This window comes from Paenirhodobacter ferrireducens, assembly GCF_004022265.1.
Classification (GTDB): Bacteria; Pseudomonadota; Alphaproteobacteria; order Rhodobacterales; family Rhodobacteraceae; genus Rhodobacter; species Rhodobacter ferrireducens.
In genome coordinates, this window is record NZ_SAVB01000027.1 from 34,976 (window position 1) to 61,025 (window position 26,050).

Annotated in this window: 30 protein-coding genes; 21 read left to right on the forward strand and 9 right to left on the reverse strand. The window is 62.9% G+C overall.

Annotation, left to right across the window (positions count from 1 at the left end; translation table 11 throughout):
- Positions 1-149: 149 nt before the first annotated feature.
- The 8 genes from rpoC to secE form a co-directional block, all read right to left on the reverse strand.
- Positions 150-4,385, reverse strand: a complete 4,236-nt coding sequence (gene rpoC / locus EOW65_RS17610; RefSeq protein WP_128151655.1) for a DNA-directed RNA polymerase subunit beta' — start codon at positions 4,383-4,385, stop codon at positions 150-152.
- 48 nt (positions 4,386-4,433) lie between these two features.
- Positions 4,434-8,570: a DNA-directed RNA polymerase subunit beta gene (gene rpoB, locus EOW65_RS17615; protein ID WP_128151657.1), complete on the reverse strand. Its 4,137-nt coding sequence runs from the start codon at positions 8,568-8,570 to the stop codon at positions 4,434-4,436.
- A 246-nt stretch (positions 8,571-8,816) separates the two neighbouring features.
- A complete protein-coding gene (gene rplL / locus EOW65_RS17620; RefSeq protein WP_113901722.1) occupies positions 8,817-9,191 on the reverse strand; it encodes a 50S ribosomal protein L7/L12 in 375 nt (124 codons plus the stop codon).
- Positions 9,192-9,254: 63 nt separating this feature from the next.
- The gene (gene rplJ, locus EOW65_RS17625; protein WP_128151659.1) at positions 9,255-9,770 is read right to left on the reverse strand and encodes a 50S ribosomal protein L10; all 516 of its coding nucleotides are present in this window, start codon (positions 9,768-9,770) and stop codon (positions 9,255-9,257) included.
- Positions 9,771-9,991: 221 nt separating this feature from the next.
- A complete protein-coding gene (gene rplA, locus EOW65_RS17630) occupies positions 9,992-10,690 on the reverse strand; it encodes a 50S ribosomal protein L1 (protein ID WP_113901720.1) in 699 nt (232 codons plus the stop codon).
- A 3-nt stretch (positions 10,691-10,693) separates the two neighbouring features.
- Positions 10,694-11,146 carry a 50S ribosomal protein L11 gene (gene rplK / locus EOW65_RS17635; RefSeq protein WP_113901719.1) on the reverse strand — a complete coding sequence of 151 codons (453 nt, stop codon included), beginning with the start codon at positions 11,144-11,146 and terminating at the stop codon, positions 10,694-10,696.
- Positions 11,147-11,235: 89 nt separating this feature from the next.
- Complete coding sequence (nusG, locus tag EOW65_RS17640; RefSeq protein ID WP_113901718.1) at positions 11,236-11,775, reverse strand: transcription termination/antitermination protein NusG; 540 nt, start codon at positions 11,773-11,775, stop codon at positions 11,236-11,238.
- 188 nt (positions 11,776-11,963) lie between these two features.
- Positions 11,964-12,146 carry a preprotein translocase subunit SecE gene (gene secE / locus EOW65_RS17645; protein ID WP_113901717.1) on the reverse strand — a complete coding sequence of 61 codons (183 nt, stop codon included), beginning with the start codon at positions 12,144-12,146 and terminating at the stop codon, positions 11,964-11,966.
- A gap of 335 nt (positions 12,147-12,481) precedes the next feature.
- Between secE and EOW65_RS17650 the strand changes: the two genes are divergently transcribed.
- The gene (locus EOW65_RS17650) at positions 12,482-13,729 is read left to right on the forward strand and encodes a tyrosine-type recombinase/integrase (protein ID WP_128151661.1); all 1,248 of its coding nucleotides are present in this window, start codon (positions 12,482-12,484) and stop codon (positions 13,727-13,729) included.
- Between the two features lie 180 nt (positions 13,730-13,909).
- On the opposite strand, the gene EOW65_RS17655 is transcribed toward EOW65_RS17650, so the two are convergent.
- Complete coding sequence (locus EOW65_RS17655; protein ID WP_128151663.1) at positions 13,910-14,311, reverse strand: Arc family DNA-binding protein; 402 nt, start codon at positions 14,309-14,311, stop codon at positions 13,910-13,912.
- A gap of 116 nt (positions 14,312-14,427) precedes the next feature.
- Here EOW65_RS17655 and EOW65_RS20145 point away from each other — a divergent pair, with 116 nt between their 5' ends.
- The 20 genes from EOW65_RS20145 (at position 14,428) to EOW65_RS17755 (ending at position 26,041) form a co-directional block, all read left to right on the forward strand.
- The gene (locus tag EOW65_RS20145; protein ID WP_206364093.1) at positions 14,428-14,664 is read left to right on the forward strand and encodes a hypothetical protein; all 237 of its coding nucleotides are present in this window, start codon (positions 14,428-14,430) and stop codon (positions 14,662-14,664) included.
- The gene (locus tag EOW65_RS17665; RefSeq protein ID WP_128151665.1) at positions 14,633-14,872 is read left to right on the forward strand and encodes a helix-turn-helix transcriptional regulator; all 240 of its coding nucleotides are present in this window, start codon (positions 14,633-14,635) and stop codon (positions 14,870-14,872) included. The genes EOW65_RS20145 and EOW65_RS17665 overlap by 32 nt, the downstream gene beginning before the upstream one ends.
- On the forward strand, positions 14,869-15,078 hold the full coding sequence (locus EOW65_RS17670) for a hypothetical protein (protein ID WP_128151667.1): 210 nt from the start codon (positions 14,869-14,871) through the stop codon (positions 15,076-15,078). The genes EOW65_RS17665 and EOW65_RS17670 overlap by 4 nt, the downstream gene beginning before the upstream one ends.
- Positions 15,075-15,302, forward strand: coding sequence for a hypothetical protein (locus EOW65_RS17675; RefSeq protein ID WP_128151669.1), 228 nt, complete (start codon positions 15,075-15,077; stop codon positions 15,300-15,302). The genes EOW65_RS17670 and EOW65_RS17675 overlap by 4 nt, the downstream gene beginning before the upstream one ends.
- Positions 15,302-15,565: a hypothetical protein gene (locus tag EOW65_RS17680; RefSeq protein WP_128151671.1), complete on the forward strand. Its 264-nt coding sequence runs from the start codon at positions 15,302-15,304 to the stop codon at positions 15,563-15,565. The genes EOW65_RS17675 and EOW65_RS17680 overlap by 1 nt, the downstream gene beginning before the upstream one ends.
- 1 nt (position 15,566) lies before the next feature.
- On the forward strand, positions 15,567-15,797 hold the full coding sequence (locus EOW65_RS17685; protein ID WP_128151673.1) for a hypothetical protein: 231 nt from the start codon (positions 15,567-15,569) through the stop codon (positions 15,795-15,797).
- Complete coding sequence (locus EOW65_RS17690) at positions 15,794-17,671, forward strand: AAA family ATPase (RefSeq protein ID WP_128151675.1); 1,878 nt, start codon at positions 15,794-15,796, stop codon at positions 17,669-17,671. The genes EOW65_RS17685 and EOW65_RS17690 overlap by 4 nt, the downstream gene beginning before the upstream one ends.
- Before the next feature lie 78 nt (positions 17,672-17,749).
- Positions 17,750-17,998, forward strand: a complete 249-nt coding sequence (locus tag EOW65_RS17695) for a DNA-binding protein (RefSeq protein WP_128151677.1) — start codon at positions 17,750-17,752, stop codon at positions 17,996-17,998.
- 239 nt (positions 17,999-18,237) lie between these two features.
- Positions 18,238-19,461 carry a phage portal protein gene (locus tag EOW65_RS17700; protein WP_240664770.1) on the forward strand — a complete coding sequence of 408 codons (1,224 nt, stop codon included), beginning with the start codon at positions 18,238-18,240 and terminating at the stop codon, positions 19,459-19,461.
- Positions 19,448-19,834 carry a hypothetical protein gene (locus tag EOW65_RS17705; RefSeq protein WP_128151681.1) on the forward strand — a complete coding sequence of 129 codons (387 nt, stop codon included), beginning with the start codon at positions 19,448-19,450 and terminating at the stop codon, positions 19,832-19,834. The genes EOW65_RS17700 and EOW65_RS17705 overlap by 14 nt, the downstream gene beginning before the upstream one ends.
- 1 nt (position 19,835) lies before the next feature.
- Positions 19,836-21,338 (forward strand): phage major capsid protein, encoded by a 1,503-nt coding sequence (locus tag EOW65_RS17710; protein WP_128151683.1) that lies wholly within the window; start codon positions 19,836-19,838, stop codon positions 21,336-21,338.
- Positions 21,338-21,691 (forward strand): HNH endonuclease, encoded by a 354-nt coding sequence (locus tag EOW65_RS17715; protein ID WP_128151685.1) that lies wholly within the window; start codon positions 21,338-21,340, stop codon positions 21,689-21,691. Before EOW65_RS17710 ends, EOW65_RS17715 begins: the two co-directional genes overlap by 1 nt.
- Before the next feature lies 1 nt (position 21,692).
- Positions 21,693-22,148, forward strand: coding sequence for a phage tail tube protein (locus EOW65_RS17720; RefSeq protein WP_128151687.1), 456 nt, complete (start codon positions 21,693-21,695; stop codon positions 22,146-22,148).
- 3 nt (positions 22,149-22,151) lie between these two features.
- Complete coding sequence (locus EOW65_RS17725) at positions 22,152-22,571, forward strand: phage tail tube protein (RefSeq protein WP_128151689.1); 420 nt, start codon at positions 22,152-22,154, stop codon at positions 22,569-22,571.
- A complete protein-coding gene (locus EOW65_RS17730) occupies positions 22,568-22,867 on the forward strand; it encodes a head-tail connector protein (protein WP_128151691.1) in 300 nt (99 codons plus the stop codon). Before EOW65_RS17725 ends, EOW65_RS17730 begins: the two co-directional genes overlap by 4 nt.
- A complete protein-coding gene (locus EOW65_RS17735; protein WP_128151693.1) occupies positions 22,867-23,343 on the forward strand; it encodes an HK97-gp10 family putative phage morphogenesis protein in 477 nt (158 codons plus the stop codon). The genes EOW65_RS17730 and EOW65_RS17735 overlap by 1 nt, the downstream gene beginning before the upstream one ends.
- Positions 23,340-23,753 carry a DUF3168 domain-containing protein gene (locus tag EOW65_RS17740; RefSeq protein ID WP_128151695.1) on the forward strand — a complete coding sequence of 138 codons (414 nt, stop codon included), beginning with the start codon at positions 23,340-23,342 and terminating at the stop codon, positions 23,751-23,753. The genes EOW65_RS17735 and EOW65_RS17740 overlap by 4 nt, the downstream gene beginning before the upstream one ends.
- Positions 23,750-24,073 (forward strand): phage head closure protein, encoded by a 324-nt coding sequence (locus EOW65_RS17745; protein WP_128151697.1) that lies wholly within the window; start codon positions 23,750-23,752, stop codon positions 24,071-24,073. Before EOW65_RS17740 ends, EOW65_RS17745 begins: the two co-directional genes overlap by 4 nt.
- Entirely contained in the window at positions 24,070-24,465 is a 396-nt protein-coding gene (locus tag EOW65_RS17750; RefSeq protein ID WP_128151699.1) for a phage terminase small subunit P27 family, read from the forward strand. The genes EOW65_RS17745 and EOW65_RS17750 overlap by 4 nt, the downstream gene beginning before the upstream one ends.
- Positions 24,443-26,041, forward strand: a complete 1,599-nt coding sequence (locus tag EOW65_RS17755) for a terminase large subunit (RefSeq protein ID WP_128151701.1) — start codon at positions 24,443-24,445, stop codon at positions 26,039-26,041. Before EOW65_RS17750 ends, EOW65_RS17755 begins: the two co-directional genes overlap by 23 nt.
- Positions 26,042-26,050: the final 9 nt, after the last annotated feature.

Sequence of the window (26,050 nt, forward strand, 5' to 3'; positions counted from 1 at the left end):
CTCCGTGTTCCGCACGGCACCTGCGCGCCGTTCTCCCGTGGAACGGGTCAGTCCTGCGCCTCTGTCGGGGCTGCGTCAACCCGTCGCGGAAACGGAAAACCCCCGCGCGAGCGATCGCGCGGGGGCTGATTTTCAGGCCTTGGCCGCGATCACTCGCGGCTTTCGGGCGTGTCCACCGGACCGAAGTCCTCTTCGCCATAGGAGGTGTCAATCGGCGCCGCGAGGGCCGCCGCCGCTTCCGCCTCGGCGCGACGCGCCTCGATCACCTTGCTGTCGCGCTCGGTCGCGATCTTGCGCACGCGGGTGGTGGCGCCACCCGTGCCCGCCGGGATCAGACGGCCGACGATCACGTTCTCCTTCAGGCCGACCAGCTTGTCGCGCTTGCCCTGCACCGAAGCCTCGGTGAGCACGCGGGTGGTCTCCTGGAAGGAGGCCGCCGAGATGAACGAGCGCGTCTGCAGCGAAGCCTTGGTGATGCCCAGAAGCACCGGCTCGCCCGAGGCCGGACGGCCGCCACGGGCCTCGACCTTGGCGTTCTCTTCCTCGAACTCCTGCCGGTCGATGTTCTCGCCCTTCAGCAGCGTGGTGTCGCCCGAGTCGCGGATCTCGATCTTCTGCAGCATCTGGCGAACGATCACCTCGATGTGCTTGTCGTTGATCTTCACGCCCTGCAGACGATAGACGTCCTGCACCTCGTCGATGAGGTAGTCGGCCAGAGCCTCGACCCCCATGATGCGCAGAATGTCGTGCGGCGCCGGATTGCCGTCCATGATGTAGTCACCCTTCTGCACGAAGTCGCCTTCCTGCACCGGGATGTGCTTGCCTTTCGGCACCATGTATTCGACCGGCTCCAGACCTTCCTTCGTCGGCTCGATCGCGATCCGGCGCTTGTTCTTGTAGTCCTTGCCGAAGCGCACATAGCCATCGATCTCGGCGATGATCGCGTGGTCCTTCGGACGACGCGCCTCGAAGAGTTCGGCCACACGCGGCAGACCGCCGGTGATGTCCTTCGTCTTCGCACCTTCGCGCGGGATACGCGCGACGGTGTCGCCGGCTTTCACCTCATGCCCGTCCTCGACCGACAGAATCGCGTCGACCGACATCGGGTAGGTGACCGGGTGACCGGCATCGTTGCGCACCGGCTCGCCGTCGGCGTCGACGATCAGGATCTCCGGCTTCAGGTCGTTGCCCTTCGGCGCCGAACGCCAGTCGGTGACGATCTTCTGCGTCATGCCGGTCGCTTCGTCGGTCTCTTCGCGCACCGAGATGCCCGAGACGAGGTCGACGAACCGCACCATACCGGCCTTTTCGGCGATGATCGGCAGGGTGTACGGGTCCCATTCGAACAGCTTGGCGCCACGCTTGACCGCATCGCCTTCCTTGACGTGCAGCTTCGAGCCGTAGCTGAGCTTGTAGGACACGCGCTCGGTGCCGTGCTCATCGACAATGGCGATCTGCATGTTCCGGCCCATGACGATCTGGTCGCCGTTCTCGGCCACCAGCAGGTTCGGGTTGCGGAACTCGATCTTGCCTTCCTGCGACGCTTCCTGGAACGACTGCTGGCCGCCCTGGGCGATGCCGCCGATGTGGAAGGTACGCATGGTCAGCTGCGTGCCCGGTTCGCCGATCGACTGGGCGGCGATGATGCCGACCGCCTCGCCGATGTTGACGAGCGTGCCGCGCGCCAGGTCGCGACCGTAGCAGAGCGCGCAGACGCCCTCCTCGGCCTCGCAGGTAAGCGCCGAGCGGATCCGCACCGACTGCACGCCGTTCGCCTCGATCAGGTCGGCCTTGCGTTCGTCGATCAGCTCGTTCTTGCGCACGATCACGTCGTCAGTGCCCGGAACCAGCACGTCATCGGCCGCGACACGGCCGAGGACGCGCTCGGAGAGCGGCGCCACCACTTCGCCGTCGTTGACGGCCGCGGTCGCGGTGATCGCGTGCTCGGTGCCGCAGTCATGCGAGCGCACGATGCAGTCCTGGGCGACGTCGACCAGACGACGGGTCAGATAGCCCGAGTTCGCGGTCTTCAGCGCGGTGTCGGCCAGACCCTTGCGGGCGCCGTGGGTCGAGTTGAAGTACTCGAGCACGGTCAGGCCTTCCTTGAAGTTCGAGATGATCGGCGTCTCGATGATCTCGCCCGAGGGCTTGGCCATCAGGCCGCGCATCCCGCCGAGCTGCTTCATCTGCGCCGGCGAACCACGCGCACCGGAGTGCGACATCATGTAGACCGAGTTCGGTTCCTTCTCCATGCCCGCGTCATCGACGCGAACGGCGGAGATTTCCTTCATCATCTCGCCGGCGACTTCGTCCGAGCACTTCGACCAGGCGTCGACCACCTTGTTGTACTTTTCGCCCTGAGTGATCAGGCCGTCCATGTACTGCTGCTCGAATTCCTTCACCTGATCGCGGACACGGTTGACGATCGTCCACTTGGTGTCGGGAACGACCATGTCGTCCTTGCCGAAGGACACGCCGGCCTTGAAGGCCTCGCGGAAGCCCATCGACATGATCTGGTCACAGAAGATCACCGATTCCTTCTGGCCGCAGTAGCGGTAGACGGTGTCGATGACGTTCTGCACGTCCTTCTTGCGCAGCAGGCGGTTCACCAGGTCGAAGGGCGCCTTGGCGTTCAGCGGCAGGAGCGCGCCAAGCCGCAGACGGCCGGGCGTGGTCTCGAAACGCTTGAAGACCTCGTTGCCTTCCTCGTCGATCTGCTTCACCCGCGCCGAGATCTTCGAGTGCAGGTGCACCGCGCCCGAGAACAGGGCGTGCTCGACTTCCTCGATGGTGCTGAAGACCATGCCTTCGCCCGGCAGGCCCTTGCGCTCCATCGTGGTGTAGTAGAGGCCGAGAATCATATCCTGCGACGGAACGATGATCGGCGAGCCGTTAGCCGGCGACAGAACGTTGTTCGTCGACATCATCAGCACGCGCGCTTCGAGCTGCGCTTCGAGCGACAGCGGAACGTGCACAGCCATCTGGTCACCGTCGAAGTCGGCGTTGAAAGCCGAGCAGACGAGCGGGTGCAGCTGGATCGCCTTGCCTTCGATCAGCGTCGGCTCGAACGCCTGGAAGCCCAGACGGTGCAGCGTCGGCGCGCGGTTCAGGAAGACCGGATGTTCGCGGATGACCTCGTCGAGGATATCCCAGACCTCGGGACGCTCTTTCTCGACCAGCTTCTTCGCCTGCTTCACGGTGCTCGACAGGCCCTTGGCCTCGAGGCGCGAATAGATGAAGGGCTTGAACAGCTCGAGCGCCATCTTCTTCGGCAGGCCGCACTGATGCAGCTTGAGTTCCGGCCCGGTCACGATGACCGAACGGCCCGAGAAGTCGACGCGCTTGCCGAGCAGGTTCTGACGGAACCGGCCCTGCTTGCCCTTGAGCATGTCGGAAAGCGACTTCAGCGGACGCTTGTTGGTGCCGGTGATGACGCGGCCGCGACGGCCGTTGTCAAAGAGCGCATCGACCGATTCCTGCAGCATGCGCTTTTCGTTGCGCACGATGATGTCGGGCGCACGCAGCTCGATCAGCCGCTTCAGACGGTTGTTGCGGTTGATGACGCGACGATAGAGGTCGTTCAGGTCCGAGGTCGCGAAGCGGCCGCCATCAAGCGGCACCAGCGGGCGCAGTTCCGGCGGGATCACCGGCAGCACCGTGAGGATCATCCATTCGGGACGGTTGCCCGACTCGATGAAGCTCTCGACGATCTTCAGACGCTTGATGATCTTCTTCGGCTTCAGCTCGCCCGTGGCTTCCTTCAGCTCCTCGCGGAGCTGTTCGGCGGTCGCCTCGAGGTCGATCGCGGCCAGCATCTCGCGGATCGCCTCGGCGCCGATATTGGCGGTGAAGGCGTCCGAACCGTACTGGTCCTGCGCGTCCATGTACTCGTCTTCGGTCATCAGCTGGCCGTAGGACAGATCCGTCAGGCCCGGCTCGATGACGACGTAGTTTTCGAAGTAGAGGATGCGCTCGAGGTCACGCAGCGTCATGTCCAGCATCAGGCCGATGCGCGAGGGCAGCGACTTGAGGAACCAGATATGGGCGACGGGCGAGGCCAGCTCGATATGGCCCATGCGCTCGCGACGGACCTTCTGCAGCGTCACTTCGACGCCGCATTTCTCGCAGACGACGCCGCGATACTTCATCCGCTTGTACTTACCGCACAGGCACTCGTAGTCCTTGATCGGCCCGAAGATGCGGGCGCAGAACAGGCCGTCGCGCTCGGGCTTGAAGGTCCGGTAGTTGATGGTCTCGGGCTTCTTGATCTCGCCATAGGACCACGACAGGATCCGCTCGGGCGAGGCCAGCGAGATCTTGATCTCGTCAAAGGCCTTCGGCGACACGAGCGGGTTGAACGGATTCTGGGTCAGTTCCTGGTTCATCTGCTATTCCTTGAGTGAGAGGTCAGAGGGTGGTGAGCGCCGCGGCGCTCACTCCTCTTCCTCCGAGTCCAGGAGTTCCATGTTGAGGCCGAGGCCCCGGACCTCTTTCACGAGAACGTTGAACGATTCGGGCACGCCCGCCTCGAAGTTGTCCTCACCCTTGACGATCGACTCATAGACCTTGGTCCGGCCTGCCACGTCGTCCGACTTCACCGTCAGCATTTCCTGCAGGGTGTAGGCGGCGCCGTAGGCTTCGAGGGCCCAGACTTCCATCTCGCCGAGACGTTGGCCGCCGAACTGCGCCTTACCACCCAGCGGCTGCTGGGTGACGAGCGAGTACGGACCGGTCGAGCGTGCGTGCATCTTGTCGTCGACAAGGTGGTGCAGCTTGAGGAAGTACTTCACGCCGACGGTGACCTTGCGGGCGAACTTCTCGCCGGTGCGGCCGTCATAGACGTCCGACTGACCCGAGGTATCGAAGCCCGCGCGCGTCAGCGCATCGTTGACGTCCGCTTCCTTGGCGCCGTCGAAGACCGGGGTCGCGATCGGCACGCCACCACGCACGTTCTCGGCGCATTCGACGAAGCGGTCGCTGTCCATGTCCGAGAAGACCTCTTCATAGGTCTCGTCGCCATAGCCGTACCGCATCGCATCACGCACCGGGGTCATGTCGCCCGAACGCCGGTATTCGCGCAGCGCCTCGTCGATCTTCAACCCGAGGCCGCGGGCCGCCCAGCCCATGTGCGTCTCGAGGATCTGACCGACGTTCATGCGCGACGGCACGCCCAGCGGGTTCAGCACGAGGTCGACCGGAGTGCCGTCGGCGAGGAAGGGCATGTCTTCCTTCGGAACGACCTTCGAGACGACACCCTTGTTGCCGTGGCGGCCTGCCATCTTGTCGCCGGCCTGCAGCTTGCGCTTCACCGCGACGAAGACCTTGACCATCTTCATCACGCCCGGAGGCAGGTCGTCGCCCTGACGGACCTTCTCGACCTTGTCCTCGAACCGCAGATCGAGGGCACGCTTCTGCGCGTCGAACTGGTCGTTCAGCGCCTCGACTTCCTTGGCATCGGCCTCGTTTTCAAGCGCGAGCTGCCACCACTGGCCCTTCGAGAGGGTGCCCAGCAGTTCCGGCGTCACTTCCGACCCCGGCTTCACGCCCTTCGGCCCCTTCACCGCGACCTTGCCGAGGATCAGCGAGCGCAGACGCGCGTAGATGTTGCGCTCGAGAATGGCGAGCTCGTCGTCCCGGTCACGGGCCAGACGTTCGACTTCCTCACGCTCGATCTGCAGCGCACGCTCGTCCTTGTCGACGCCGTGACGGTTGAAGACACGCACTTCGACGATCGTGCCATAGGCTCCCGGCGGCAGGCGCAGCGAGGTATCGCGCACGTCCGACGCCTTTTCGCCGAAGATGGCGCGCAGAAGTTTCTCTTCCGGCGTCATCGGGCTTTCGCCCTTCGGCGTGATCTTGCCCACGAGGATGTCGCCCGGCCCCACTTCGGCGCCGATGTAGACGATGCCCGCCTCGTCGAGGTTGCGCAGCGCTTCCTCGCCGACGTTCGGGATGTCGCGGGTGATCTCTTCCGGCCCGAGCTTGGTGTCACGCGCCGCGACTTCGTATTCCTCGATGTGGATCGAGGTGAACACGTCGTCGTGGTGGATGCGCTCCGACACGAGGATCGAGTCTTCGTAGTTGTAGCCCTGCCAGGGCATGAAGGCGACGACCACGTTGCGGCCGAGCGCCAGTTCACCGAGCTCGGTCGACGGACCGTCGGCGATCACCTGGCCCTTCGCCACCTGGTCGCCCACCTTCACGATCGGGCGCTGGTTGATGGTCGAGGACTGGTTCGAGCGCTTGAACTTGCGCAGACGGTAGATGTCGACGCCGGCGTCGCCGATGCCCAGATCTTCCGTCGCCCGGATCACGATACGCTGCGCGTCGACCTGGTCGACGATGCCGCCGCGGTTCGCCATGATCGCGGCGCCCGAGTCGCGCGCCACGGTCGCTTCCATGCCGGTGCCGACGAAGGGCGCCTCGGCACGCAGCAGCGGAACCGCCTGACGCTGCATGTTCGCGCCCATCAGGGCGCGGTTGGCGTCGTCGTTTTCAAGGAAGGGAATGAGCGCCGCACCGACCGAAACCAGCTGTTTCGGCGACACGTCGATCAGGTCCACCGCCTCGGCCGGGTTCAGCATGAACTCGCCCGACTGACGGGTCGAGATCAGCTCGTCGACGAAACGGCCCTCGGCATCGAGCTTGGCGTTCGCCTGCGCGATGGTGTGGCGCATTTCCTCGGTGGCCGACATGTAGACGACCTCGTCGGTCACCTTGCCGTCCACGACCTTGCGGTAGGGGGTTTCGATGAAGCCATACTTGTTCACCCGCGCGAAAGTGGCGAGCGAGTTGATCAGACCGATGTTCTGACCTTCCGGCGTCTCGATCGGGCACATGCGGCCGTAGTGCGTGGGGTGCACGTCGCGTACCTCGAAGCCGGCGCGCTCGCGGGTCAGACCGCCCGGCCCGAGGGCCGACAGGCGCCGCTTGTGCGTCACTTCCGACAGCGGGTTGGTCTGGTCCATGAACTGGCTGAGCTGCGACGAGCCGAAGAACTCGCGCACCGCAGCCGCCGCGGGCTTCGCGTTGATCAGGTCCTGCGGCATCACCGTGTCGATCTCGACCGAGGACATGCGTTCCTTGATCGCGCGCTCCATGCGCAGCAGGCCGACGCGATACTGATTTTCCATCAGCTCGCCGACCGAGCGCACGCGGCGGTTGCCGAGGTGGTCGATGTCGTCGATCTCGCCCTTGCCGTCACGCAGTTCCACCAGGCCCTTGATGCAGGCGATGATGTCGTCCTTGCGCAGCGTGCGCTGCGTGTCGGGCGCATCGAGGTCGAGGCGCATGTTCATCTTCACGCGGCCGACGGCCGAGAGGTCATAGCGTTCGGAGTCGAAGAACAGCCCGTCGAACATCGTCGAGGCGGCTTCCACGGTCGGCGGCTCGCCCGGACGCATGACGCGATAGATATCCATCAGCGCCGTGTCGCGGTTCCAGTTCTTGTCCGCAGCCATGGTGTTGCGGATGTAGGGGCCGACGGTGACGTTGTCGATGTCGAGCACCGGCACCTCGGTGATGCCGTTGTCGATCAGCGTCTTGATCGAGCCACCCGAGAGCTGGCCTTCCTTGTCATATTCCGCGGTCAGCTCCTCGCCGGCCTCGATATAGATGAAGCCGGTGCGGTCGTTCACCAGATCCTTGGCGCAATAGCGGCCGAGGATGTGCTCGAAGGGAACGAGCAGCTCGGTGACCTTGCCCTCGTCGCTCCACTTCTTGACCATGCGCGGCGTGGCCTTCTCGCCGGCATTCAGGATCACCTCGCCGGTGGCGGCGTCGATCAGGTCATAGGTCGGACGGGTGCCGCGCACGCGCTCGGGGAAGAACTTCGTGACCCAGCCACGCTTGCCCTCGGCGCGGAAGGTGACGGTGTTGTAATAGGCATCCATGATGCCTTCCTGGTCGAGACCAAGCGCGTACAGCAGCGTCGTCACCGGGAGTTTCCGGCGACGGTCGATGCGCGCGAACACCAGGTCCTTCGCGTCGAACTCGAAATCGAGCCACGAGCCGCGATAGGGAATGATGCGGCAGGCGAACAGCAGCTTGCCCGAGGAATGGGTCTTGCCGCGGTCATGGTCGAAGAACACGCCCGGGGAGCGGTGCATCTGCGACACGATGACACGCTCGGTGCCGTTCACGATGAAGGTGCCGTTCGAGGTCATGAGCGGCATGTCGCCCATGTACACGTCCTGCTCCTTGATGTCCTTGACCGAACGCGCGCCCGTCGTCTCGTCGACATCGAACACGATCAGCCGGAGCGTGACCTTCAGCGGCGCGGAATAGGTCAGGTCCCGCTGCATGCATTCTTCGACGTCGAACTTCGGCTTCTCGAGTTCGTATTTCACGAATTCGAGGATCGCGTTGTCGTTGAAATCCTTGATCGGGAAGACCGACTGGAACACGCCCTGGAGGCCCTCGCCATCCAGCGGCTTGTCGGCATCGCCCGAGCGCAGGAACAGATCGTAGGACGCTTTCTGAACCTCGATGAGGTTCGGCATTTCAAGGACTTCGCGGATTTTACCGTAGTAACGGCGGATGCGCTTCTGACCAACGTAAGCTTGAGCCATGCTCGTCGTGACCTTTCGTCGTTTCGCGGGCGCACGCACCGTCGGGGCCCGGTGCGCGGCGCGTGGCGATCAAGGGGGGCGGTTCCATACCTGCCTTCCGTCCCACCGGAAGGCTCCCGAACCGCGAACGCCGCCTTGGACAAGGCTTCGGGCCGAAGCCCTCGCCAAGACAGGTTCGGCTGGGCCCGGGAAGACCCCGGACCCAGCCCATTTTCACAGAAGCGGATGCAGACGCATCCGGCCCGATTACTTGAGCTCGACCTTGGCGCCGGCTTCTTCGAGCTTCTTCTTGATCTCTTCGGCTTCGGCCTTCGCCGCGCCTTCCTTGACCTTGCCGCCAGCTTCGACCAGGTCCTTGGCTTCCTTGAGGCCAAGGCCGGTGATCGCGCGGACTTCCTTGATCACGTTGATCTTGTTCGCGCCGGCGTCGGTCAGGACGACGTCGAACTCGGTCTTTTCTTCGGCGGCTTCAGCCGGGCCAGCAGCCGGGCCAGCCATCATGACGGCGCCACCGGCAGCCGGCTCGATGCCGTATTCATCCTTGAGGATGGTTTTCAGTTCCTGGGCTTCGAGCAGGGTCAGGTTAACAATCTGCTCGGCAAGGGCTTTAAGATCGGCCATTTTTCCGTTCCATTCTGATATAGGGTTATCCAACGTCGGTTCCGACGAAGGCAATTGGTTGCGTCAGGCGGCTTCCCGCTCCTCAAGAGTCTTGAGGATACCCGCGATGTTCGAAGCAGGCGCGCCAATGGCGCCGGCGATGTTCGAAGCCGGAGCACCGATGCACGAGGCGATCTGAGCGATGAGCTCTTCGCGCGACGGCATGGCAGCCACGGTTTTGACACCGGCCGGATCCAGAGCCTCCGTGCCCATGGCCCCGCCAAGGATGGCGAACTTGTCGTTCGCCTTGGCGTAGTCCACCGAGACCTTGGCCGCAGCCACCGGGTCTTCGGAGAAGGCAAGGACGGTCATCCCCGTCAGAAGTTTCCCCATGCTTTCGCAGGGTTTTCCTTCAAGGGCGATCTTGGCGAGCGTGTTCTTGGCAACGCGGACCGAACCACCGGCTTCGCGCATGCGCGCCCGGAGGTCCTGCATCTGAGCAACCGTCATGCCTTCGTAGTGGGCAACCACCACGACGCCAGAGCTTGCGAAGATCTGGCCGAGTTCCTCGACCACTTTCTCTTTCTGGGCTCTATCCACGGTTACACTCCAAGTTCGGGGGTTTCCCCCCTGCTCTCATTTCCTTCGGGCGATTGCCCGGAGGTCGGGTCCGATCGGTTCCCGAGAAGATCGCCCGAGGTCACCCCCGGAATTTCTCGTTCCCCATCTCAGGAAGGATATTAAGCCGGGAACCGGCTCCCTCCGTCTCGGACAGGACGGGGCGTCACCGCCCCGCCATTCGCCGGTTTCCCGGCAAATTCTCAGTTGGCGGTCGCCGACGACAGGTCGACGGTCACGCCCGGGCCCATGGTCGAGCTCAGCGACACCTTCTTCAGGTAGGTGCCCTTCGCGCCGGCGGGCTTCGCCTTCGACACGGCCTCGACGAAGGCGCGCACGTTCTGGGCGAGGGCTTCCTCGGTGAACGAGACCTTGCCGATGCCGCCGTGGATCACGCCGGCCTTCTCGACCTTGAACTGGACCTCACCGCCCTTCGCGGCCTTGACCGCGTTGGCGACGTCCATGGTCACGGTGCCGACCTTCGGGTTCGGCATCAGGTTGCGCGGCCCGAGGATCTTGCCCAGACGGCCGACCAGCGGCATCATGTCCGGCGTCGCGATGCAGCGATCGAACTCGATCTTGCCCGACTGGATGGTTTCCATCAGGTCCTCGGCGCCGACGATATCGGCACCGGCAGCCTTGGCCTCGTCAGCCTTGGCCGCGCGGGCGAACACCGCCACGCGCACGGTCTTGCCCGTGCCGTTCGGCAGCTGGACCACGCCGCGGACCATCTGGTCAGCGTGACGCGGGTCCACACCCAGGTTCATGGCGATTTCAAGCGTCTCGTCGAACTTCGCCGCAGCGGCCGACTTGATCAGCTTGACGGCGTCCTCGACCGAGAGGTTCGCCTTGCCTTCGAAAGCGGCGCGCGCGGCGGCCGTGCGTTTACCCAGCTTCGCCATGGCTTACCCCTTAACCTCGATACCGATCGACTTCGCCGAGCCCAGGATGATGTGCATCGCGGCTTCGACGTCGTTCGCGTTCAGGTCCTTCATCTTGGCTTCGGCGATCGCACGCACCTGGGCGGCGGTCACGGTGCCGGCAACCTCGCGGCCCGGCTTCGCCGAGCCCTTCGGACGGTTGCGCTTGCCGACAGGCTTCAGACCGGCGGCCTTCTTCAGCAGGAAGGAGGCGGGCGAGGTCTTGGTCTCGAAGGTGAACGACTTGTCGGCGTAGTAGGTAATCACCACCGGAACGGGCGAACCCTGTTCCATTTCCTGCGTGCGAGCGTTGAACGCCTTGCAGAATTCCATGATGTTGATCCCGCGCTGACCGAGCGCGGGGCCGACCGGCGGGGAGGGGTTGGCCTGCCCGGCCTTGATTTGCAGCTTCAGCTGCCCGATAACTTTCTTGGCCATCTGGCCTGCTCCTTTTCACTGTCACGCCATCAGGCGCGAAGTTTAGCGGTGCGGTCCGGGGCGTCGCCCTCGCCTCCCGCAGCTCCCACTCAGGCGACCTTGGACACCTGGGTGAATTCCAGCTCGACCGGCGTCGGCCGGCCGAAGATCGACACGGTGACCTTCAGGCGGCCTGCCGCATCGTCGACCTCCTCGACCATGCCCGAGAAGCCCTCGAAGGGCCCGTCGGTCACGTTCACATTCTCGCCGACCTCGAAGCGGATCAGGTTGCGCGGCGCGACCGCCTCACCCGATTCGCTGGTGCGGTTCAGCATCGCGTTCACCTCGGCGTCGCGCATCGGCGTCGGCCGCCCCTGCGGGCCGAGGAAGCCGGTGACCCGGTTGATCGAGGTGATCAGGTGATAGCCCCGGTCGCTCATCTCCATCCGCACCAGCACATAGCCGGGCATGAAGCGGCGCTCCGAGGTGACCTTCTTGCCACGACGAATCTCGATCACCTCTTCGGTGGGAACGAGAACCTCTTCGATCTCATCCTCGAGGCCCTTCTCGACCACGGCCTGCTTGATCTGCTCGGCGACCTTCTTCTCGAAGTTCGAGAGAACGCTCACCGAATACCACCGCTTCGCCATGCCCACTGCCTCTTCCACCGGCGGTGACCGCCGAAAATTCCATTTCCCCAACGGGTTCCCCCGAATTCCGGAACAAAAAAGCGCGCACGACCCGAATCGTTGCACGCCGGTTCCGGAAAGGTCCCGCCCCTTTAGCGCCCCAGCCCCATGATTTCAAGCAAATTGCGCGGGGCCGCAGCCTTGCCGCCTCAGCCGATCACCGCGGTGACGCCGAGGCGGATCGCCCAGTCGACGAGCGAGAAGAACAGCGCCGTCAGCGCCGCCATCACGAAGACCATGACCGTCGTCAGGAAAACTTCCCGGCGGGTCGGCCAGGCAATCTTGCCCACTTCCGAGCGCACCTGCTGCAGGAACTGAACGGGGTTTGCCATGCACGTGATCCTCTTGTTCGCGACCGGCTCCAGATACGCGCTCGGCCACAGGATTACAAGCGGCTTGCCGCCCGTCTGATGTGTCGCGATGTCCGGAAAGCGGCCTGGCAGGGGTTGGGGGACTCGAACCCACGACCCTCGGTTTTGGAGACCGAAAGCCTTGCATTTCAGCAGCTTTCAGTTCCGTTCTCTGGGTGTCTGAAACATTCGTAATATTTTACTAAGGCATTGATATTACGTCGCTTGATACGTTCTATTGCATTCCCAAGCGTTCACGAGCATTCTCTTGCAGCCACCCGAAAGTGTTACCCCAGCGTTACCCCGGAGCGCATGAGATGCCCAAATCCCTGACTGCGAAGACCGTCGAAAACCTCAAGCCGAACCCTTCGAGACGAATTGAGATACCGGACCCGGCGTTGGCGGGGCTGTATCTGGTCGTTCAGCCTTCGGGGGTGAAATCATGGGCGCTGCGGTATCGGTTCGGCGGGAAGCCTGCCAAGCTGACGCTCGGGCGCTGGCCTCTGATGGGGCTGGCGGATGCGCGCAAGGCGGCGGCTGATACGCAAGGCCGGATAGAGGAAGGCGTGAACCCTGCCGCTGAGAGAAAGCGCGCAAAGGCGGACCGGGCAGAGGCGGAACTCACGGAGCGCGACAAGGTCAAGACGCTGATCGAACAGTTCGATAGACGCCACCTTTCGAAGCTGCGTGATGGGCGCGGCACCCGTCAGCGGCTCAACATTCATGTCTTGCCTGTCTGGGGAGAGCGGGAAATCCAGTCCATCACCCGGCGCGACGTGATCGACCTTCTCGATGGGATCGTTGACGCGGGCACGGCGGTGACGGCGAACCGGATCAGGACAATCCTGTCCAAGTTCTTCAACTGGTGTGCCAGCCGCGACATCATTGAAGTGCCTCCAACTTTGGGGGTCAAAGCCCCGGTGAAGGAATACAAGCGTGACCGGGTGCTGACCGACGATGAAATCCGGTGGCTCTGGCAGGCGACAGGAGAGGCCGCATATCCGTTCGGTCCTATGGCGCGCTTGCTTCTGCTCACAGGGCAGCGTCTCCGCGAGGTTTCTCAGATGACCGATGCTGAGATCGACGGCGATGTGTGGCACCTCGCGGCGGAGCGAACGAAGAACGGGCACCCGCATGATGTGCCGCTGACCGACCCCGTGCGCACCACCATAGCAGGCCTGCGCAGGCTCGACTCTCCCGCCGGGTATATCTTCACCACGACGGGCAAGACGCCTGTCAGTGGCTTCAGCAGGGCCATGAAAATACTCAACGCCCGCATGAACGCCATCGCCTCAAAGGAGCGGGGCGAGCCGGTCGAAATCCCTCACTGGATATTCCATGACCTGCGCAGGACAGCCGCGACCGGCATGGCCCGGATCGGTATCCCTGTGCGCGTGACCGAGGCGGTGCTGAACCATGTCTCGGGCACAGGCGGCGGGATTGTTGCGGTCTATCAGCGCCACGACTATGCCGACGAAAAGCGCAAGGCGCTCGATGCTTGGGCGGGTCTGGTGGAGCAGATCGTCAACGGCAAGGCCGATAATGTGGTGCGGATCAGGGGTTAGGCCGCGACGAGGACGGGGATCTTCGACACGTCGACGCTGCGCGCGGCAAGAGGGGCGTATCGTGAACGGGCGCTGCCTTCGGATGGCAGAGGGCTATCCGCACGCTTGACAAAAAGAGCCCCCCTTGCAACGATGCCAACAGACGTATTGCGCCCGGAGGTGAGAGCCTGCCGGGCGTTGTCATTTCTGGTCATCAGATTCGTCTGCCAGAAACTTAGCGGAAAGGTCTGTCCACTTATCCTTCGTTGTGAAAAAGGCTGCGGAGTTCCCATCTTTCATGTCGACGAGTTTTATCTGAAGAAAGCCATACTTAGGGCTCTTTGAAAGCCTATCATTGATTTGCTCAATGCGGTCTATCCTGTCGTGGGAGCTGGTCGCATTGTCGACATAGTCCATCCATTCGGTCATTGTCGCGCTATCCAGGTCGTCATCGGGAGCAGGATACTTCTCCTCCAGCGTGGCCACGATCTCGGCGTTCATGGAGCGATTGTTCGCTTCGGCGGCGGCTTTGATCCGGGCCCGCATCCCCGCAGGCGGACGGATAACGATCTGGCCCGTCTCTTCATTCTTGCTTCGTGCCATTTGGATCTGCCCCTATCCGTATTCCGATAGAAAATCACAATATGTGACTATAGCCCCTTGACGCAATGCTCACTCAGTGTGACTATACTCACACGTTGTGACCATAAGGAGGGAATATGCAGACCATTCAGGTCGGTATCCGCTTCCCCGTCGAGATGAAGAAATGGCTTGAGCAACAAGCAGCGCTCAACCGTTCAAGTCAAAACTCGGAAGTGGTTCGCGCGGTTCGCGCAATGATGAAGGCAGCGGGGGTCCAGTTTGGCGACCACGCCCCCGCTGCCCCGGTGACCAAGGAAACCCTCAATCAGGAGGCAACATCCCATGACGGTGATGATTCCGCAATCCGTGTCTGAGACAGGCATGGAGCACCCGTCGCGCCTCATGGCACCTGCGGCCATGCGCAAGGAACTTCTCGGCGGCATCAGCGAAGCAACGCTGTATCGCCTGACACATAACCCGGAAGCTGGCTTCCCGAAGGCCGTGAAGATTGGGCGCAAGTCGTTCTGGCGCGTCTGCGATGTGGTCGAGTGGATCGGTTCCCGCGCGGAGGTGCAGGCATGAGAAAGGAACTTGCGACCTACCTCAGCGATATGCAGACGAAGGCGTTGCAGCTGGAATGCCTGGCCGAGGCCCTGAATGCCGTGATCGACTACAAGGAGCATCACGATATTGCGGTGGCCTTGCTTGCGAAGATCCAATCCATGGCCGACGAACTGAACAACGGCCTCGACAGCGTGTCTCTGCGCAAGATCGGGGGTGCGGAATGAGCGATATGTTCAAGTTCACCCCCGTGAAGATGGGCACGCCCGAAGACAACCTGCGGTTCGCGATCAGCATCCTTCAGACCCACATCCTCGCCACCGACACGGGACTGAACGCCGACGTGATGTTTGGGGGTTACCGCAGCGACCGGCTTGATCTGGAAGCGGTTGTCTCGATGCTCGCGGCGCTGATCGACGTGATTGACAGCGTGAATTGGGAGGTGGACTGATGCGCGCCTTCCGTTCCAAGATGTTCACCCCTGAACATAGCGCCGAAGAGTGCATCCGTCTCTGGCCCACCGTGATGATTCGTGTGCCGATGAGCTCGCAAGACTGGGCGTTCGCGGAAAAGATCGAGTTGCAGGCAATGCGTCCCGGATGGGATCCGAGTGCCTCGCAACTCACCTACATGCGCAAGCTGGTCCGCTCCTACGTGTCGGATGGTGTTCGCCTCGACCCGGACTTCGACTTCTCGGAGCGGGACGGTCTCTAGGATGGAGGTAACACGTCAAAAGGCGTGGCGGCTGGCTCACCCCAGCCGTTACCACGCGCACCTTGCCGTTGATCGCGCCAAGCGGCGCGGCGAGATCGAGTCACAGCCCTGCGCGGTTTGTGGCAATCCGAAATCCGAAGCCCATCACCCAGACTATCGCTTCCCGCTCAAGGTGATCTGGCTGTGCCGCAAGCATCACGTGCGGCTGCACAAGAAGGAGGGGCGGGCTTGAACGCAAGAACCGAAACCCTCTCAGAAAAAGGACAGGCCGCGCTCGCATACGCCGGGCGCGGCTGGAAGGTGTGCCCGCTCCGGGACGGCACCAAGTCCGATCACCTGACCGGACACGGCGGCTATCACAACGCCACGTCTGACCCAGATCAGGTGCGCAAATGGTGGATGCAATGGCCGGATGCGAACATCGGATTGAACCTCGAAGCCTCTGGCCTCGTGGTGCTGGATGCGGACACATACAAGCCCGATTGCGGCTGGCAGAACTATATCGAAGGCCGTGAAGCCCCGTGGACACTGATCCAGAAATCGGCGCGCGGCGGAACCCACTACATCTATCAGGCAGAGCAAGGCGTCGAGTATCTGGGAAAGCTGTGCCAAGGCGTCGATATCAAGCACAAGGGCTATATCCTCCTCGAACCATCGACCTTTGAGGGCGGGCAATATCGCTTCGAGACTGACGACGAGCCGGAACCGTGCCCCGATTGGGTGCCTCGCAAGGCTGGTGCGCCGGAAGGGGCAAAGCAGACCGTCACGGAAGACGACCGGCTGTTGATCCTGCATCGGCTTGCTGACGCCCCGAATGACCTGTCGCGCGAAGATTGGGTGCGGCTCTGCTTCGCCCTCAAGCACGCTCTCGGAGATGACGGGCGAGAGGCGTGGCTGGACTTCTGCAATCGCTTCCCCGGCGAAAAGAAGCAAGGCGAGGCCGAACGGGTCTGGGATACGGCCAAGCCGGACGGGACTTCGAACGCGGGCACGATCTTCTATCTGTTGCAGACCCCTGCGCAGAAGGCGGTTGCTCCAAAGACCTTCAACCTCGTTGCGGTCGGAGATCTGGAATATCGCCCGCCTGTATTCCTTGCCGAAGGGTTGATCGAGACAGAGACGCTTGGCCTTCTCTTTGGGGATCCGGGTTGCGGCAAGTCATTCCTCGCGGCGGACCTGTCTTTGTCCGTAGCCACTGGGGAGCCGTTTCACGGGCGTGCGGTAAAACAGGGGACCGTGATCTATATTGCGGGCGAAGGTCATAACGGTCTGGCGCGTCGCTTCAACGCCTGGGCGCAGCATCACGGGCGCAGCCTGAAAGGCGTGCCGATGTTCAAGAGCGAACGGGCGGCACAGTTCCTCGACGGCGCATCAGCGCAATCGGTCACAAATGCTGTGCGCTCACTGGCTGCCAAGGTCGGGGAACCGGCGCTGATCGTCGTCGATACTCTGGCCCGAAACTTCGGTGGAGGCGACGAGAACAGCACCCAAGAGATGGGGCAGTTCATCGCAGCGATGGACGATCTGCGGTCAAACTGGCCCGAGTGCGTGCTACTGATCGTTCACCATTCCGGCCATGCAGAGAAGCAACGGGCACGCGGTGCTATGGCACTCAAGGGTGCCCTCGACTTCGAATACCGGCTCGAAAAGGAAGGGGATGCGCTGACCCTGACCAACACAAAGATGAAGGACGCAGAGCCGCCCGTCGATCAGGTCTTTGCGCTGGAAACGGTTGATCTCGAAAGAGGCGGATCGTCTGCGGTGCTGGTCGAAGGAGAGGCAGTTGTCAGGCGCGTGCGCCTCACGGCAACGCAGATGCTTGGCCTCACGACATACAAGACAGCGGCCCTTGCTCATGGCGTCTGGGATGATGGGGCGTTCAAGGGCGTGCAGTTGGAGGACTGGCGGGCGGAGTTCTATCGAAAGCATACGGGAGACACCTCGGAAGCCAAAAAGAAGGCCTTCCAGAGAGTGCGCAAGGACCTTGTCGATTACGGAAAGATGACCGCGACCGATGATGTCTATCTCGCCTGCGATCCTGCCGTTTCTCTGGAAATACTCATGAGCGGGACAGACGGGACAATACCGGGACATGTCCCGTCATGACCCGGGACAGACGGGACACACATCTATAGGTGTGTCCCGCAGGAGGCATGGAAGAGGCAAACTATCGGGACAAGAGCAATGAACCACGACAGACGACTGACAGCCCAACCTCTCACGGCAGAGGCCTTCGACCTGGCATTCGTGCCGCGCAAGCGTCCGACGCTGTGGGGCATCGGTGCGATTGCCCGTTACCTCGGCGTGTCGCATGACAAGGTGCGCAAGCTGGCACGTCACCCACAAGTGCCGATCAACAAGCCGGAGGGCAGCGGCACCTGGTGTGCGGAGCCGGATGACCTTGACGCGTGGAAGCGAGGGCGGACGGGGTGAGTGACGCGTGAGGCACGCGTGGGTGCGGTCCAACCTCAGATTGAGGACGAAGGCGGCAGATCGGACCGGATCGGACCCATTACATCACAACAAGGGGGGGGTGGTCTCCGACTTTGCCCCCCTTGAGGGGACCGGCGCGGGGAGCCTCGCGCGTGATTTTTTCTAAATGGGATTTTTTATAGGCCCAAAGAACCACTGAAAACCTGCGTTTTGCACAGTTTTGCTAGCTGCCTAAGCTGATGAATAAGCCCGATATTCAGGGCATGTTCAAGATACTCTCGAAGTTCACCCGCAAGTCTCTGTCCGAACCTGACGACGCATTGCTGTCGCTGTTCGGTGCTGTGCCGACTGTCTCGGGCGTGACAGTCACGGCAGCCTCGGCGCTGCGGGTTCCGGCTGTGGCCTCGGCGGTGCGGCTGATCTCGGAAGCGGTGGCCGATCTCGACGTGCTGGTGAAGCGCGTGGGGACGGATGGGGCCGAGACCGAGGAGAAATCGCATCCGCTTCTGGGCATCCTGCGCGGCGAGGCGAACGACTGGACGGACGGCTTTACCTTCATCCGCGATCTGATGATCGACGCGCTGACCCGCGATGAGGGGGGCCTTGCCTATGTGAACCGGGTGAACGGGCGCGTGGTCGAGGTGATCCGCTATGCGCCGGGGGCGATCTCGGTTGATTACGATCCGCTGACGCTCGAACCGACCTACCGCTTGCAGGGCGCTCCGATCCCCTCGCAGAACGTGGTTCACTTGCGCAGCCCGTTCGGCAGGGCCCCCTTGTCTCTGGCACGCGAGGCGATTGCGCTGGCGACGGTGCTGGAACGTCACGGCTCGAAACTCTTTGGCAACGGTGCGCGGCCTTCTGGCCTTCTCAAGTTCCCGAAGGGGATGGGTGAAGAGGCGGTGAAGCGGGCGCGTGAGGGCTGGCGTCAGACCCATGAGAACGGCGACACGGGCCGAACGGCGATCCTTTACGACGATGCCGACTTCGTTCCGCTGACCTTCAACAGCGTCGATGCGCAGTATCTCGAACTGCGGACCTTCCAGATTGTCGAGATCGCGCGGGCGTTCCGGGTTCCGCCGTCGATGATTTACGAACTGAGCCGCGCCACGTGGTCGAACGCGGAACAGATGAACCTGGAGTTCCTGACCTACTGCCTCGATCCGTGGATCAAGGCGATGGAAGGGGCGCTGCGTCGGGCGCTGTTCATGGCAGACGAGCGGGCGAAATACGCGATCCGCTTCGACCGTGATGACCTGACGCGGGCCGATCTGGCGACCCGTTCGATGGCGATCAACAGCCTGATCGCAAGCCGGGTGCTGAACCCGAACGAGGGCCGCGAATGGCTTGGCCTCGATCCTTACGAGGGCGGCGACGAATACGCCAACCCGAACACCGGATCGTCGCAGCCCAATGAGGCTAGCCCGATAAAATCAGACGAGGGTGAAGATGGAACTGAATGACCTGATCTCTGCATCCGCCGATCATGAGCGCGGCGCGTGGCTCGAACTGGCGCACCCGGTGACCGGGATGCTGACGGGGATGCGGGTCAAACTCGCTGGCCCTGACAGCGACACGCAGGCCAAGGCGCGGCTGCGCATGGCGGATGACCTCGGGGAATATGCAGAACTCGACGGCACGCTGACGGCAGAGAAGCGCGAGAAGGCGCGGCTCGACTGCCTCGCCCGCTGTTTCCTTGACTGGGACATGACCGAGGACGGGCAGCTTCTGCCCTTCACGCACAAGAACGTGGTGCGCTTCCTGCGCGCGGGCACCTGGGTTCAGGCGCAGGTCGATGCTTTCGCGGGCGACCGTCGCAATTTCGGGGGGCTGTGAGATGGACCGGATCGAGATCAAAGCGGATCTGTCGATTGACGACGCGGGCGCTATCACCGGCTTGGCGTGGCCGTTCGGTTCGCCGGATCGGGTGGGGGACGTGATCGAGGCCGGGGCGTTTGCCAAGGCGGCGGCTCCTTTGCCCATGCTCGACAGCCACGATCAGAAGACGGTGGTCGGCGTCTGGGACGAAATCAGTGAGACGCCCGAGGGTCTGACGGTCAAGGGGCGGCTGTTGATCGAAGATGTGCAGCGTGCCCGAGAGGTCCGGGCGCTGGTGCAGGCAGGGGCGATGCGCGGCCTGTCGATTGGCTTTCGGGCCGCCAAGGCGCTGCCCCGTCAAAAGGGCGGGCGCACGATTGAAGACCTCGAACTTCTGGAAATCAGCATCGTCGCGGTCCCGGCACATCCGGGCGCGCAAATCACCTCTGCAAAGGACATGACTATGGCAGGCGAAAATGAAGACGGCATTGCGGCGCTCGAAGCCAAGATGACCGAGATTGAAAAGAAGGCCGATACTTCGGCCCTCACGGCGCGCCTCGACAAGATCGAAGCGAAGATGAACCGCCCGGGCACCGAGACCAAGCCCGAGGCGACGGACGAGGTGAAAGCCTTTGCGGCCTATCTCTCGACCGGCACGACCGAAGGAAAGGCGCTGACCACGGCGGCGGATACGGCGAACCACATCCTTGCCCCCGAACAGGTCGAGAGCGAGTTCATCCGCAATCTGGTCGAGTTCAGCCCGATCCGCACCATTGCGGACGTTCGCAGCACGACTTCGGCCAAGGTGATCTTGCCGAAGCGCACCGGCATCACGAACGCTGTCTGGGTGGGAGAAACCACGGCCCGCACCGGCTCGGAGCCGACCTTCGATCAGGCCGATATCGAGGTGAAGGAGATCGCGACCTATGTCGATATCTCGCTCCAGATGTCGGAAGACAGTTCGAACGTGCTGACCGAGGTCAACCTCGCACTGGCCGAGGACTTCGGGCAGAAGGAAAGCCTTGCCTTCGTCAACGGCTCGACGACGCTCGAACCCAAGGGCTTCATGCAGGATGCGACGATTGCCACGACCGACAACGGCAGCGTGAGCGCGCTCGATCCTGATGCCCTGATCGCGCTGATGTATGCGCTGCCTGCGACCTATCGCAATGCGGGCACTTGGGTGATGAACGGCAACACGCTGGCCGTGATCCGCACCCTGAAAGACGGCGACGGACGTTACCTGTGGCAGCCATCCTATCAGGCGGGTCAGCCTGAGACGATCCTCGGGCGTCCGGTGGTTGAGGCGGTCGATATGCCTGATATCGCAGAAGATGCGCAGCCGATCATCTACGGCGACTTCATGCGGGGCTATCGGATCTATGACCGGCTGTCGCTGGCGATCCTCGCTGACCCCTATTCGGTGCGGGTGAACGGGCTGGTCCGGTATCACGCGCGCCGTCGCGTTGGCGCTGACGTGGTGCGGCCTGCGGCCTTCCGCAAGCTGGTCATGGCGGTCTGATGCCATCCCGCGCCCCTCATATCTGCGGCTGCGGGCATGTCGTTCCTTCGGGGGTGAAATGTCCGTGCCAGATCAAGAGGGACGCGGAGCGCAAGGCCCGGTTCGACAAGGACCGGCCAAGCGCATCGGAGCGGGGCCTCGGGGCGGACTGGCGCAAGCTGCGCGCCCGTCACATCAGGAAGCACCCGTTCTGCGTGATCTGCGGCGCGCCTGCTACGGATGTTGATCACATCATCCCAAGGCGCGTTGCCCCTGAGCGCAGGCTCGATCCGACGAACCTGCAATCGCTTTGCAAGAAGCATCACTCTGGCGCGAAGCAACGAGAAGAGCGCCGCAAATACGGGATGAACTGACATGACAGTTTTCACCACGAACGGCGCAAAGATCTATATCGGGGCGTCGATGGATATCACCTCGGGCACGGTGGCCGCGGCTGACTTCACCTCGCAGACCTTCACCCAGATCAAAGAGGTCCAGTCGATCGGCACGCTCGGCGATGCGGCCAACGAGGTCACCTTCGCCTCTCTGGAAGACGGGCGGACGCGGCGGTTCAAAGGCACGAGAGATGCGGGCACGATGGAACTGACCTGCGGCCTCGATGAGACAGATGCCGGGCAGATCGCGCTCAAGGCGGCAGAGGCGACGAGCGACAACTACGCCTTCAAGGTCGAACTGCCGGACGGATCTTCGCGGCTCTTTGCGGCGATGGTCGGCACGGCGCAGGAAGCGGTTTCCGAGGCGGATAACATCATCACGTTGACGGCGACGCTCTGGATCAACTCGAACGTGGTCAGGGTGGCGGCGGAGTAATCCATGAAGTTCGCCGCATCAGGATCGAAGCTGTTCATCGACAGCAGCGGGTGGGTGCAGATCACCGGCGTCGAGACCCTGAGCGGTCTCGGCGGCGAGTGGGGCATGCTCGATCAACAGGTGATTTGCGAAACGAACGAAGTGCCCATGGTCGAGTTCATGAAGCAGAGCCTTCGCCCTTCGGCCATGAGCCTCACCCTTGCGCTCGATCCCACGGATGCGGGGCAGATCGCCCTTCATGCGGCCTTTGCCGCGTTCGATGCGACCCCGGCGTTCAAGATCACCTTTCCGGGCGGAACGTCACGCGAATGGACGGCCTATGTCACGGCCTTCACCGACGATCTGAACAGCGCCGATGACATGGCGCGGGTCAACGTCACCTTGCAACTCACGGGCCTGATCACAAGGAGCGAAGACACATGATCGTCACCGCCGCACAGGTCAAGGCGCAACTGAACCTCGATGACGCCATCGACGACGATCTTGTCGAGGTGAAGGCGAAGGCCGCGCAAAACCACATCGAGCGTCTTCTCGGGTTCAAGATCGAGGAAGAGTTCGGCGCGGTCGATCAGGACGAAGTGCCGCCCGCGCTGATCGAGGCCGTGCTTCAGCTTGCCGCGCATTGGTATGAGAACCGCGAAGCCGCGGGTGATGCCACCGATCCCATCCTGTTCGGGGTGGGTGAGATCGTGCGCGAATATCGGGGGTTCACCTTCTGATGGCCGATGACCTCGCCAGCTTTCAGGCAAAGCTGCAGGCGCTCGGGCGCTCTGCCTCGAAGTGTGTGGGCAAGGCGATGGAGACCTCGGCGGAAGAGATCTGCGACCTCGCCAGGGCGGCTTGTCCGGTCGATGATGGCGACCTGAAAAAGTCCATCGGCTGGACATGGGGCGACGCGCCAAAGGGCAGCGTGAGCATCGGCACGGTGGGCGACAATGCGGCGATGCGGATCACGATCTATGCGGGCGATGCCAAAGCCTATTACGCCCGATGGGTGGAGTTCGGCACGAAAGCCCATGCGATCGGCAAAGGCTCGAACAGCAAGCTCAAGGGCAAAAGCAACCAGACCGGCGCACAGCACAATGGTGCAAGGGCGCGTCCGTTCTTCTTCCCGGCCTACAGGCTCGGGCGCAAGCGGGCGATCAACCGGATCAAGCGGGCAATCTCGAAGGCCGTGAAGGAGGCCGCGACATGAGTGCAGACCTCGAACTTCAAAAGGCGATCCGCGCGGCTTTGGTGGCTGACGGCGGTGTCACGGCACTGGTGCCTGCATCGAAGATCCTCGACATGAACGCGGCCCCGGCTCCGAACCCGTCGATCATTCTGGGCGAAAGTCAGGTGATCGACAACGGCTCAAGCCTCGCGGGCGATCATGAGCAGATCGTCCACACGCTCCACATCTGGAAAGAGGAAGCCTCGCTTGTGGGGGTCAAGGGCATTGCTTCGGCAATCCGGGGCGCGCTGGCTGGCAGGTTGAGCCTTCCGGCCCCTTACCACGTCGCGGGGCAGAAGGTGGCCTCTGCGCGCTTCCTGCGCGATCCTGACGGGGTGACCTCGCACGGGGTGGTGACGCTCGAAGTGCTGATCTCGGGGGACGCGCCATGAAGTCGGGAAAGCTGCGGCATCATATCCAGATCGAAGACCCCTCGGTGGCGGTCGATGATTACGGCACGCCCGTCGAGACGGGGGCGGTGGTCTATACCCTGCGGGCCGAGGTGATCCAGCAGACGGCGCAGGAATACGTGCGCGACCGGGGCGACGTGACCGAGGTGACGGTGGCCTTTCGCGTGCGCAATCCGGGCGGGGTGACGACCTCGCACCGCGTCCGGTTCGACGGTGCGGCCTACGATATCCGGCAGGTCGTGCCGATCGAGAACGGGCGCGGGCTGGAGCTGCAAACGGTGAAGATCGGGGGTGACGCATGAAAGGCGTTAAACCCGAACTGCGTGAAGACCCCGAGGCGGTGACGGTTCTCGATCCGCCCGAGTGGATGGGGGCCGATGCGCGCGAGGAATGGGAGCGGGTGATGCCGATCCTTGCGGCACGGCGCATCCTGTCGGCGGCGGACCTCGGGGGCTTGGAAAACTACTGCATCGCCATTGGCACGGCGCGCGAGGCCGAACGGCTGATCCAGAAATTCGGGCTGGTGACGGAAACCGAGACGGGCCTCAAACGCAACCCGGCTGTCGGCATCCAGTCGGAGGCAATCAAGACGGCGCGGCTGATCGGGGCGGAGATGGGGTTGACGCCCGTGTCCCGCTCGCGGCCCGCGATCCGAGACGATGAGGACGATGATGACCCGTTCGACCTTTCCTGAATGGATCTACGACGGTTCTGAAATCCCCGACCCTCTGGGCTTCGGGGAACGGGCGGTGACATTTCTCAAGAGGCTGCGGCACCCCAAGAGCCGCCAGCCGGTGCAACTCGATCTGTGGCAAGAGCGGATCGTGCGGCGCATCTATGGCCCGCGCCATGAGGATGGCACGCGGATCGTCAAGACGGCGGTGCTTCTGGTGCCGCGTGGCAATCGCAAGACCTCGCTCGCGGCCTTGCTCATGGCGCTGCATACCATTGGCCCGGAAGCCATGCCGAGGGGCGAGGCGATCTGTGCGGCTGCGGCGCGCGATCAGGCCCGCATTGCCTATGAGGAATTGAAAGGGCTGATGCTGGCGCATCCTAAGGTGGCGTCCAAGGTGGCGATCCGCGACAGCAAGAACACCATTAGCTTCCCGAAACTTGGGAGTTTCTGCAAGGCGATCTCGGCGGATGCGGGCGTTCAGCATGGGCGCACGCCTGTCTTTGTGCTGGCCGATGAATTGCACGCATGGCCGAAGCGCGACCTTTGGGATGTGCTGCGCTCTGGTCTGCCCAAGACGCGCGGTTCGCTTCTGGTGGTGGCGACCACGGCGGGGCGCGGGCAAGAGAACGTGGCTTGGGATATCGTCGAGGACGCCCGCAAGGTGGCGCGCGGCGAGATCGAAGATCCGTCGATCCTGCCCATTCTGTTCGAGGCAGAGCGCGATTGCGACTGGACCGACGAAGATATCTGGTATCGGGTGAACCCCGGTCTGCGTCATGGCTATCCCGATATTGAGGGCCTTCGCCAGCTCGCCCGGGAGGGGCAGCGTCGGATCGGCGACCGGGAAGCCTTCCGACAGCTTCACCTGAACATCTGGCTCGATCACGCAACGCAGCCCTTCGTCGACATGGCGATCTATGACGAAGGCAGGGGCCCGGTCGATCTGGCTGACCTCGAAGCCAGGCAAGCGCCGTGCTGGATCGGTGTTGACCTGTCGTCGAACTCTGACCTGACGGTTGCGGTGGCGTGCTGGAAGGACGGGGATGACGGCTATCAGGTCTGGCCGTGGTTCTTCTGCCCCGAAGAGAACCTGCGCGACCGGGAGGACCGCTCCGGCGTGCCCTATACCACATGGGCGGAACAGGGCTTCATCATCCCGACGCCGGGGAATGTGGTCGATTATCGCCGGGTGGAAGACGAACTGAGGGAACTCTGTGCGCGGTTCAACGTGCGCGAGATCGCCTTCGACCCGCATCTTGCGCGCAACATGCTGAACAATCTTCTCGAAGACGGACTGCCTGCGGTCGAGATGCGGCAAGGCTGGATCACTATGGCCCCGGCGGTGAAGGAGCTGGAACGGGCCATAATCGGGCACGGGTTCCGCCACGGTGGGCACCCGATCCTGCGCTGGAACTTCGACAATATCGAGGTGGTGACGGACAAGGCCGGGAACATGGCGTTCCACAAGGGCAAGTCGAAAGACAAGATCGACGGCGCGGTTGCATCGGCGATGGCCGTGGCGCGGGCTGCGGCGGGCGAGGGCGGGTTCGCGCTCGAAGCCGACTGGATGAATGACGAAATGCTTTGGGCATAGGAGGCCAGC

Bases quoted from the DNA above. Each gene is read 5' to 3' on its own strand.
- EOW65_RS20145 (WP_206364093.1), top strand. From the start codon at position 14,428: ATGCAGACCATTCAGGTCGGTATCCGCTTCCCCGTCGAGATGAAGAAA.
- rpoB (WP_128151657.1), bottom strand. From the start codon at position 8,570: ATGGCTCAAGCTTACGTTGGTCAGAAGCGCATCCGCCGTTACTACGGT.
- EOW65_RS17735 (WP_128151693.1), top strand. From the start codon at position 22,867: ATGGCCGATGACCTCGCCAGCTTTCAGGCAAAGCTGCAGGCGCTCGGG.
- EOW65_RS17715 (WP_128151685.1), top strand. From the start codon at position 21,338: ATGCCATCCCGCGCCCCTCATATCTGCGGCTGCGGGCATGTCGTTCCT.
- EOW65_RS17655 (WP_128151663.1), bottom strand. From the start codon at position 14,311: ATGGCACGAAGCAAGAATGAAGAGACGGGCCAGATCGTTATCCGTCCG.
- EOW65_RS17685 (WP_128151673.1), top strand. From the start codon at position 15,567: ATGGAGGTAACACGTCAAAAGGCGTGGCGGCTGGCTCACCCCAGCCGT.
- EOW65_RS17700 (WP_240664770.1), top strand. From the start codon at position 18,238: ATGAATAAGCCCGATATTCAGGGCATGTTCAAGATACTCTCGAAGTTC.
- EOW65_RS17745 (WP_128151697.1), top strand. From the start codon at position 23,750: ATGAAGTCGGGAAAGCTGCGGCATCATATCCAGATCGAAGACCCCTCG.
- rplK (WP_113901719.1), bottom strand. From the start codon at position 11,146: ATGGCCAAGAAAGTTATCGGGCAGCTGAAGCTGCAAATCAAGGCCGGG.
- EOW65_RS17720 (WP_128151687.1), top strand. From the start codon at position 21,693: ATGACAGTTTTCACCACGAACGGCGCAAAGATCTATATCGGGGCGTCG.
- EOW65_RS17705 (WP_128151681.1), top strand. From the start codon at position 19,448: ATGGAACTGAATGACCTGATCTCTGCATCCGCCGATCATGAGCGCGGC.
- EOW65_RS17695 (WP_128151677.1), top strand. From the start codon at position 17,750: ATGAACCACGACAGACGACTGACAGCCCAACCTCTCACGGCAGAGGCC.
- nusG (WP_113901718.1), bottom strand. From the start codon at position 11,775: ATGGCGAAGCGGTGGTATTCGGTGAGCGTTCTCTCGAACTTCGAGAAG.
- rpoC (WP_128151655.1), bottom strand. From the start codon at position 4,385: ATGAACCAGGAACTGACCCAGAATCCGTTCAACCCGCTCGTGTCGCCG.
- EOW65_RS17710 (WP_128151683.1), top strand. From the start codon at position 19,836: ATGGACCGGATCGAGATCAAAGCGGATCTGTCGATTGACGACGCGGGC.
- EOW65_RS17650 (WP_128151661.1), top strand. From the start codon at position 12,482: ATGCCCAAATCCCTGACTGCGAAGACCGTCGAAAACCTCAAGCCGAAC.
- EOW65_RS17680 (WP_128151671.1), top strand. From the start codon at position 15,302: ATGCGCGCCTTCCGTTCCAAGATGTTCACCCCTGAACATAGCGCCGAA.
- EOW65_RS17755 (WP_128151701.1), top strand. From the start codon at position 24,443: ATGACCCGTTCGACCTTTCCTGAATGGATCTACGACGGTTCTGAAATC.
- rplA (WP_113901720.1), bottom strand. From the start codon at position 10,690: ATGGCGAAGCTGGGTAAACGCACGGCCGCCGCGCGCGCCGCTTTCGAA.
- EOW65_RS17670 (WP_128151667.1), top strand. From the start codon at position 14,869: ATGAGAAAGGAACTTGCGACCTACCTCAGCGATATGCAGACGAAGGCG.
- EOW65_RS17725 (WP_128151689.1), top strand. From the start codon at position 22,152: ATGAAGTTCGCCGCATCAGGATCGAAGCTGTTCATCGACAGCAGCGGG.
- EOW65_RS17740 (WP_128151695.1), top strand. From the start codon at position 23,340: ATGAGTGCAGACCTCGAACTTCAAAAGGCGATCCGCGCGGCTTTGGTG.
- secE (WP_113901717.1), bottom strand. From the start codon at position 12,146: ATGGCAAACCCCGTTCAGTTCCTGCAGCAGGTGCGCTCGGAAGTGGGC.
- EOW65_RS17750 (WP_128151699.1), top strand. From the start codon at position 24,070: ATGAAAGGCGTTAAACCCGAACTGCGTGAAGACCCCGAGGCGGTGACG.
- rplL (WP_113901722.1), bottom strand. From the start codon at position 9,191: ATGGCCGATCTTAAAGCCCTTGCCGAGCAGATTGTTAACCTGACCCTG.
- EOW65_RS17665 (WP_128151665.1), top strand. From the start codon at position 14,633: ATGACGGTGATGATTCCGCAATCCGTGTCTGAGACAGGCATGGAGCAC.
- EOW65_RS17675 (WP_128151669.1), top strand. From the start codon at position 15,075: ATGAGCGATATGTTCAAGTTCACCCCCGTGAAGATGGGCACGCCCGAA.
- EOW65_RS17730 (WP_128151691.1), top strand. From the start codon at position 22,568: ATGATCGTCACCGCCGCACAGGTCAAGGCGCAACTGAACCTCGATGAC.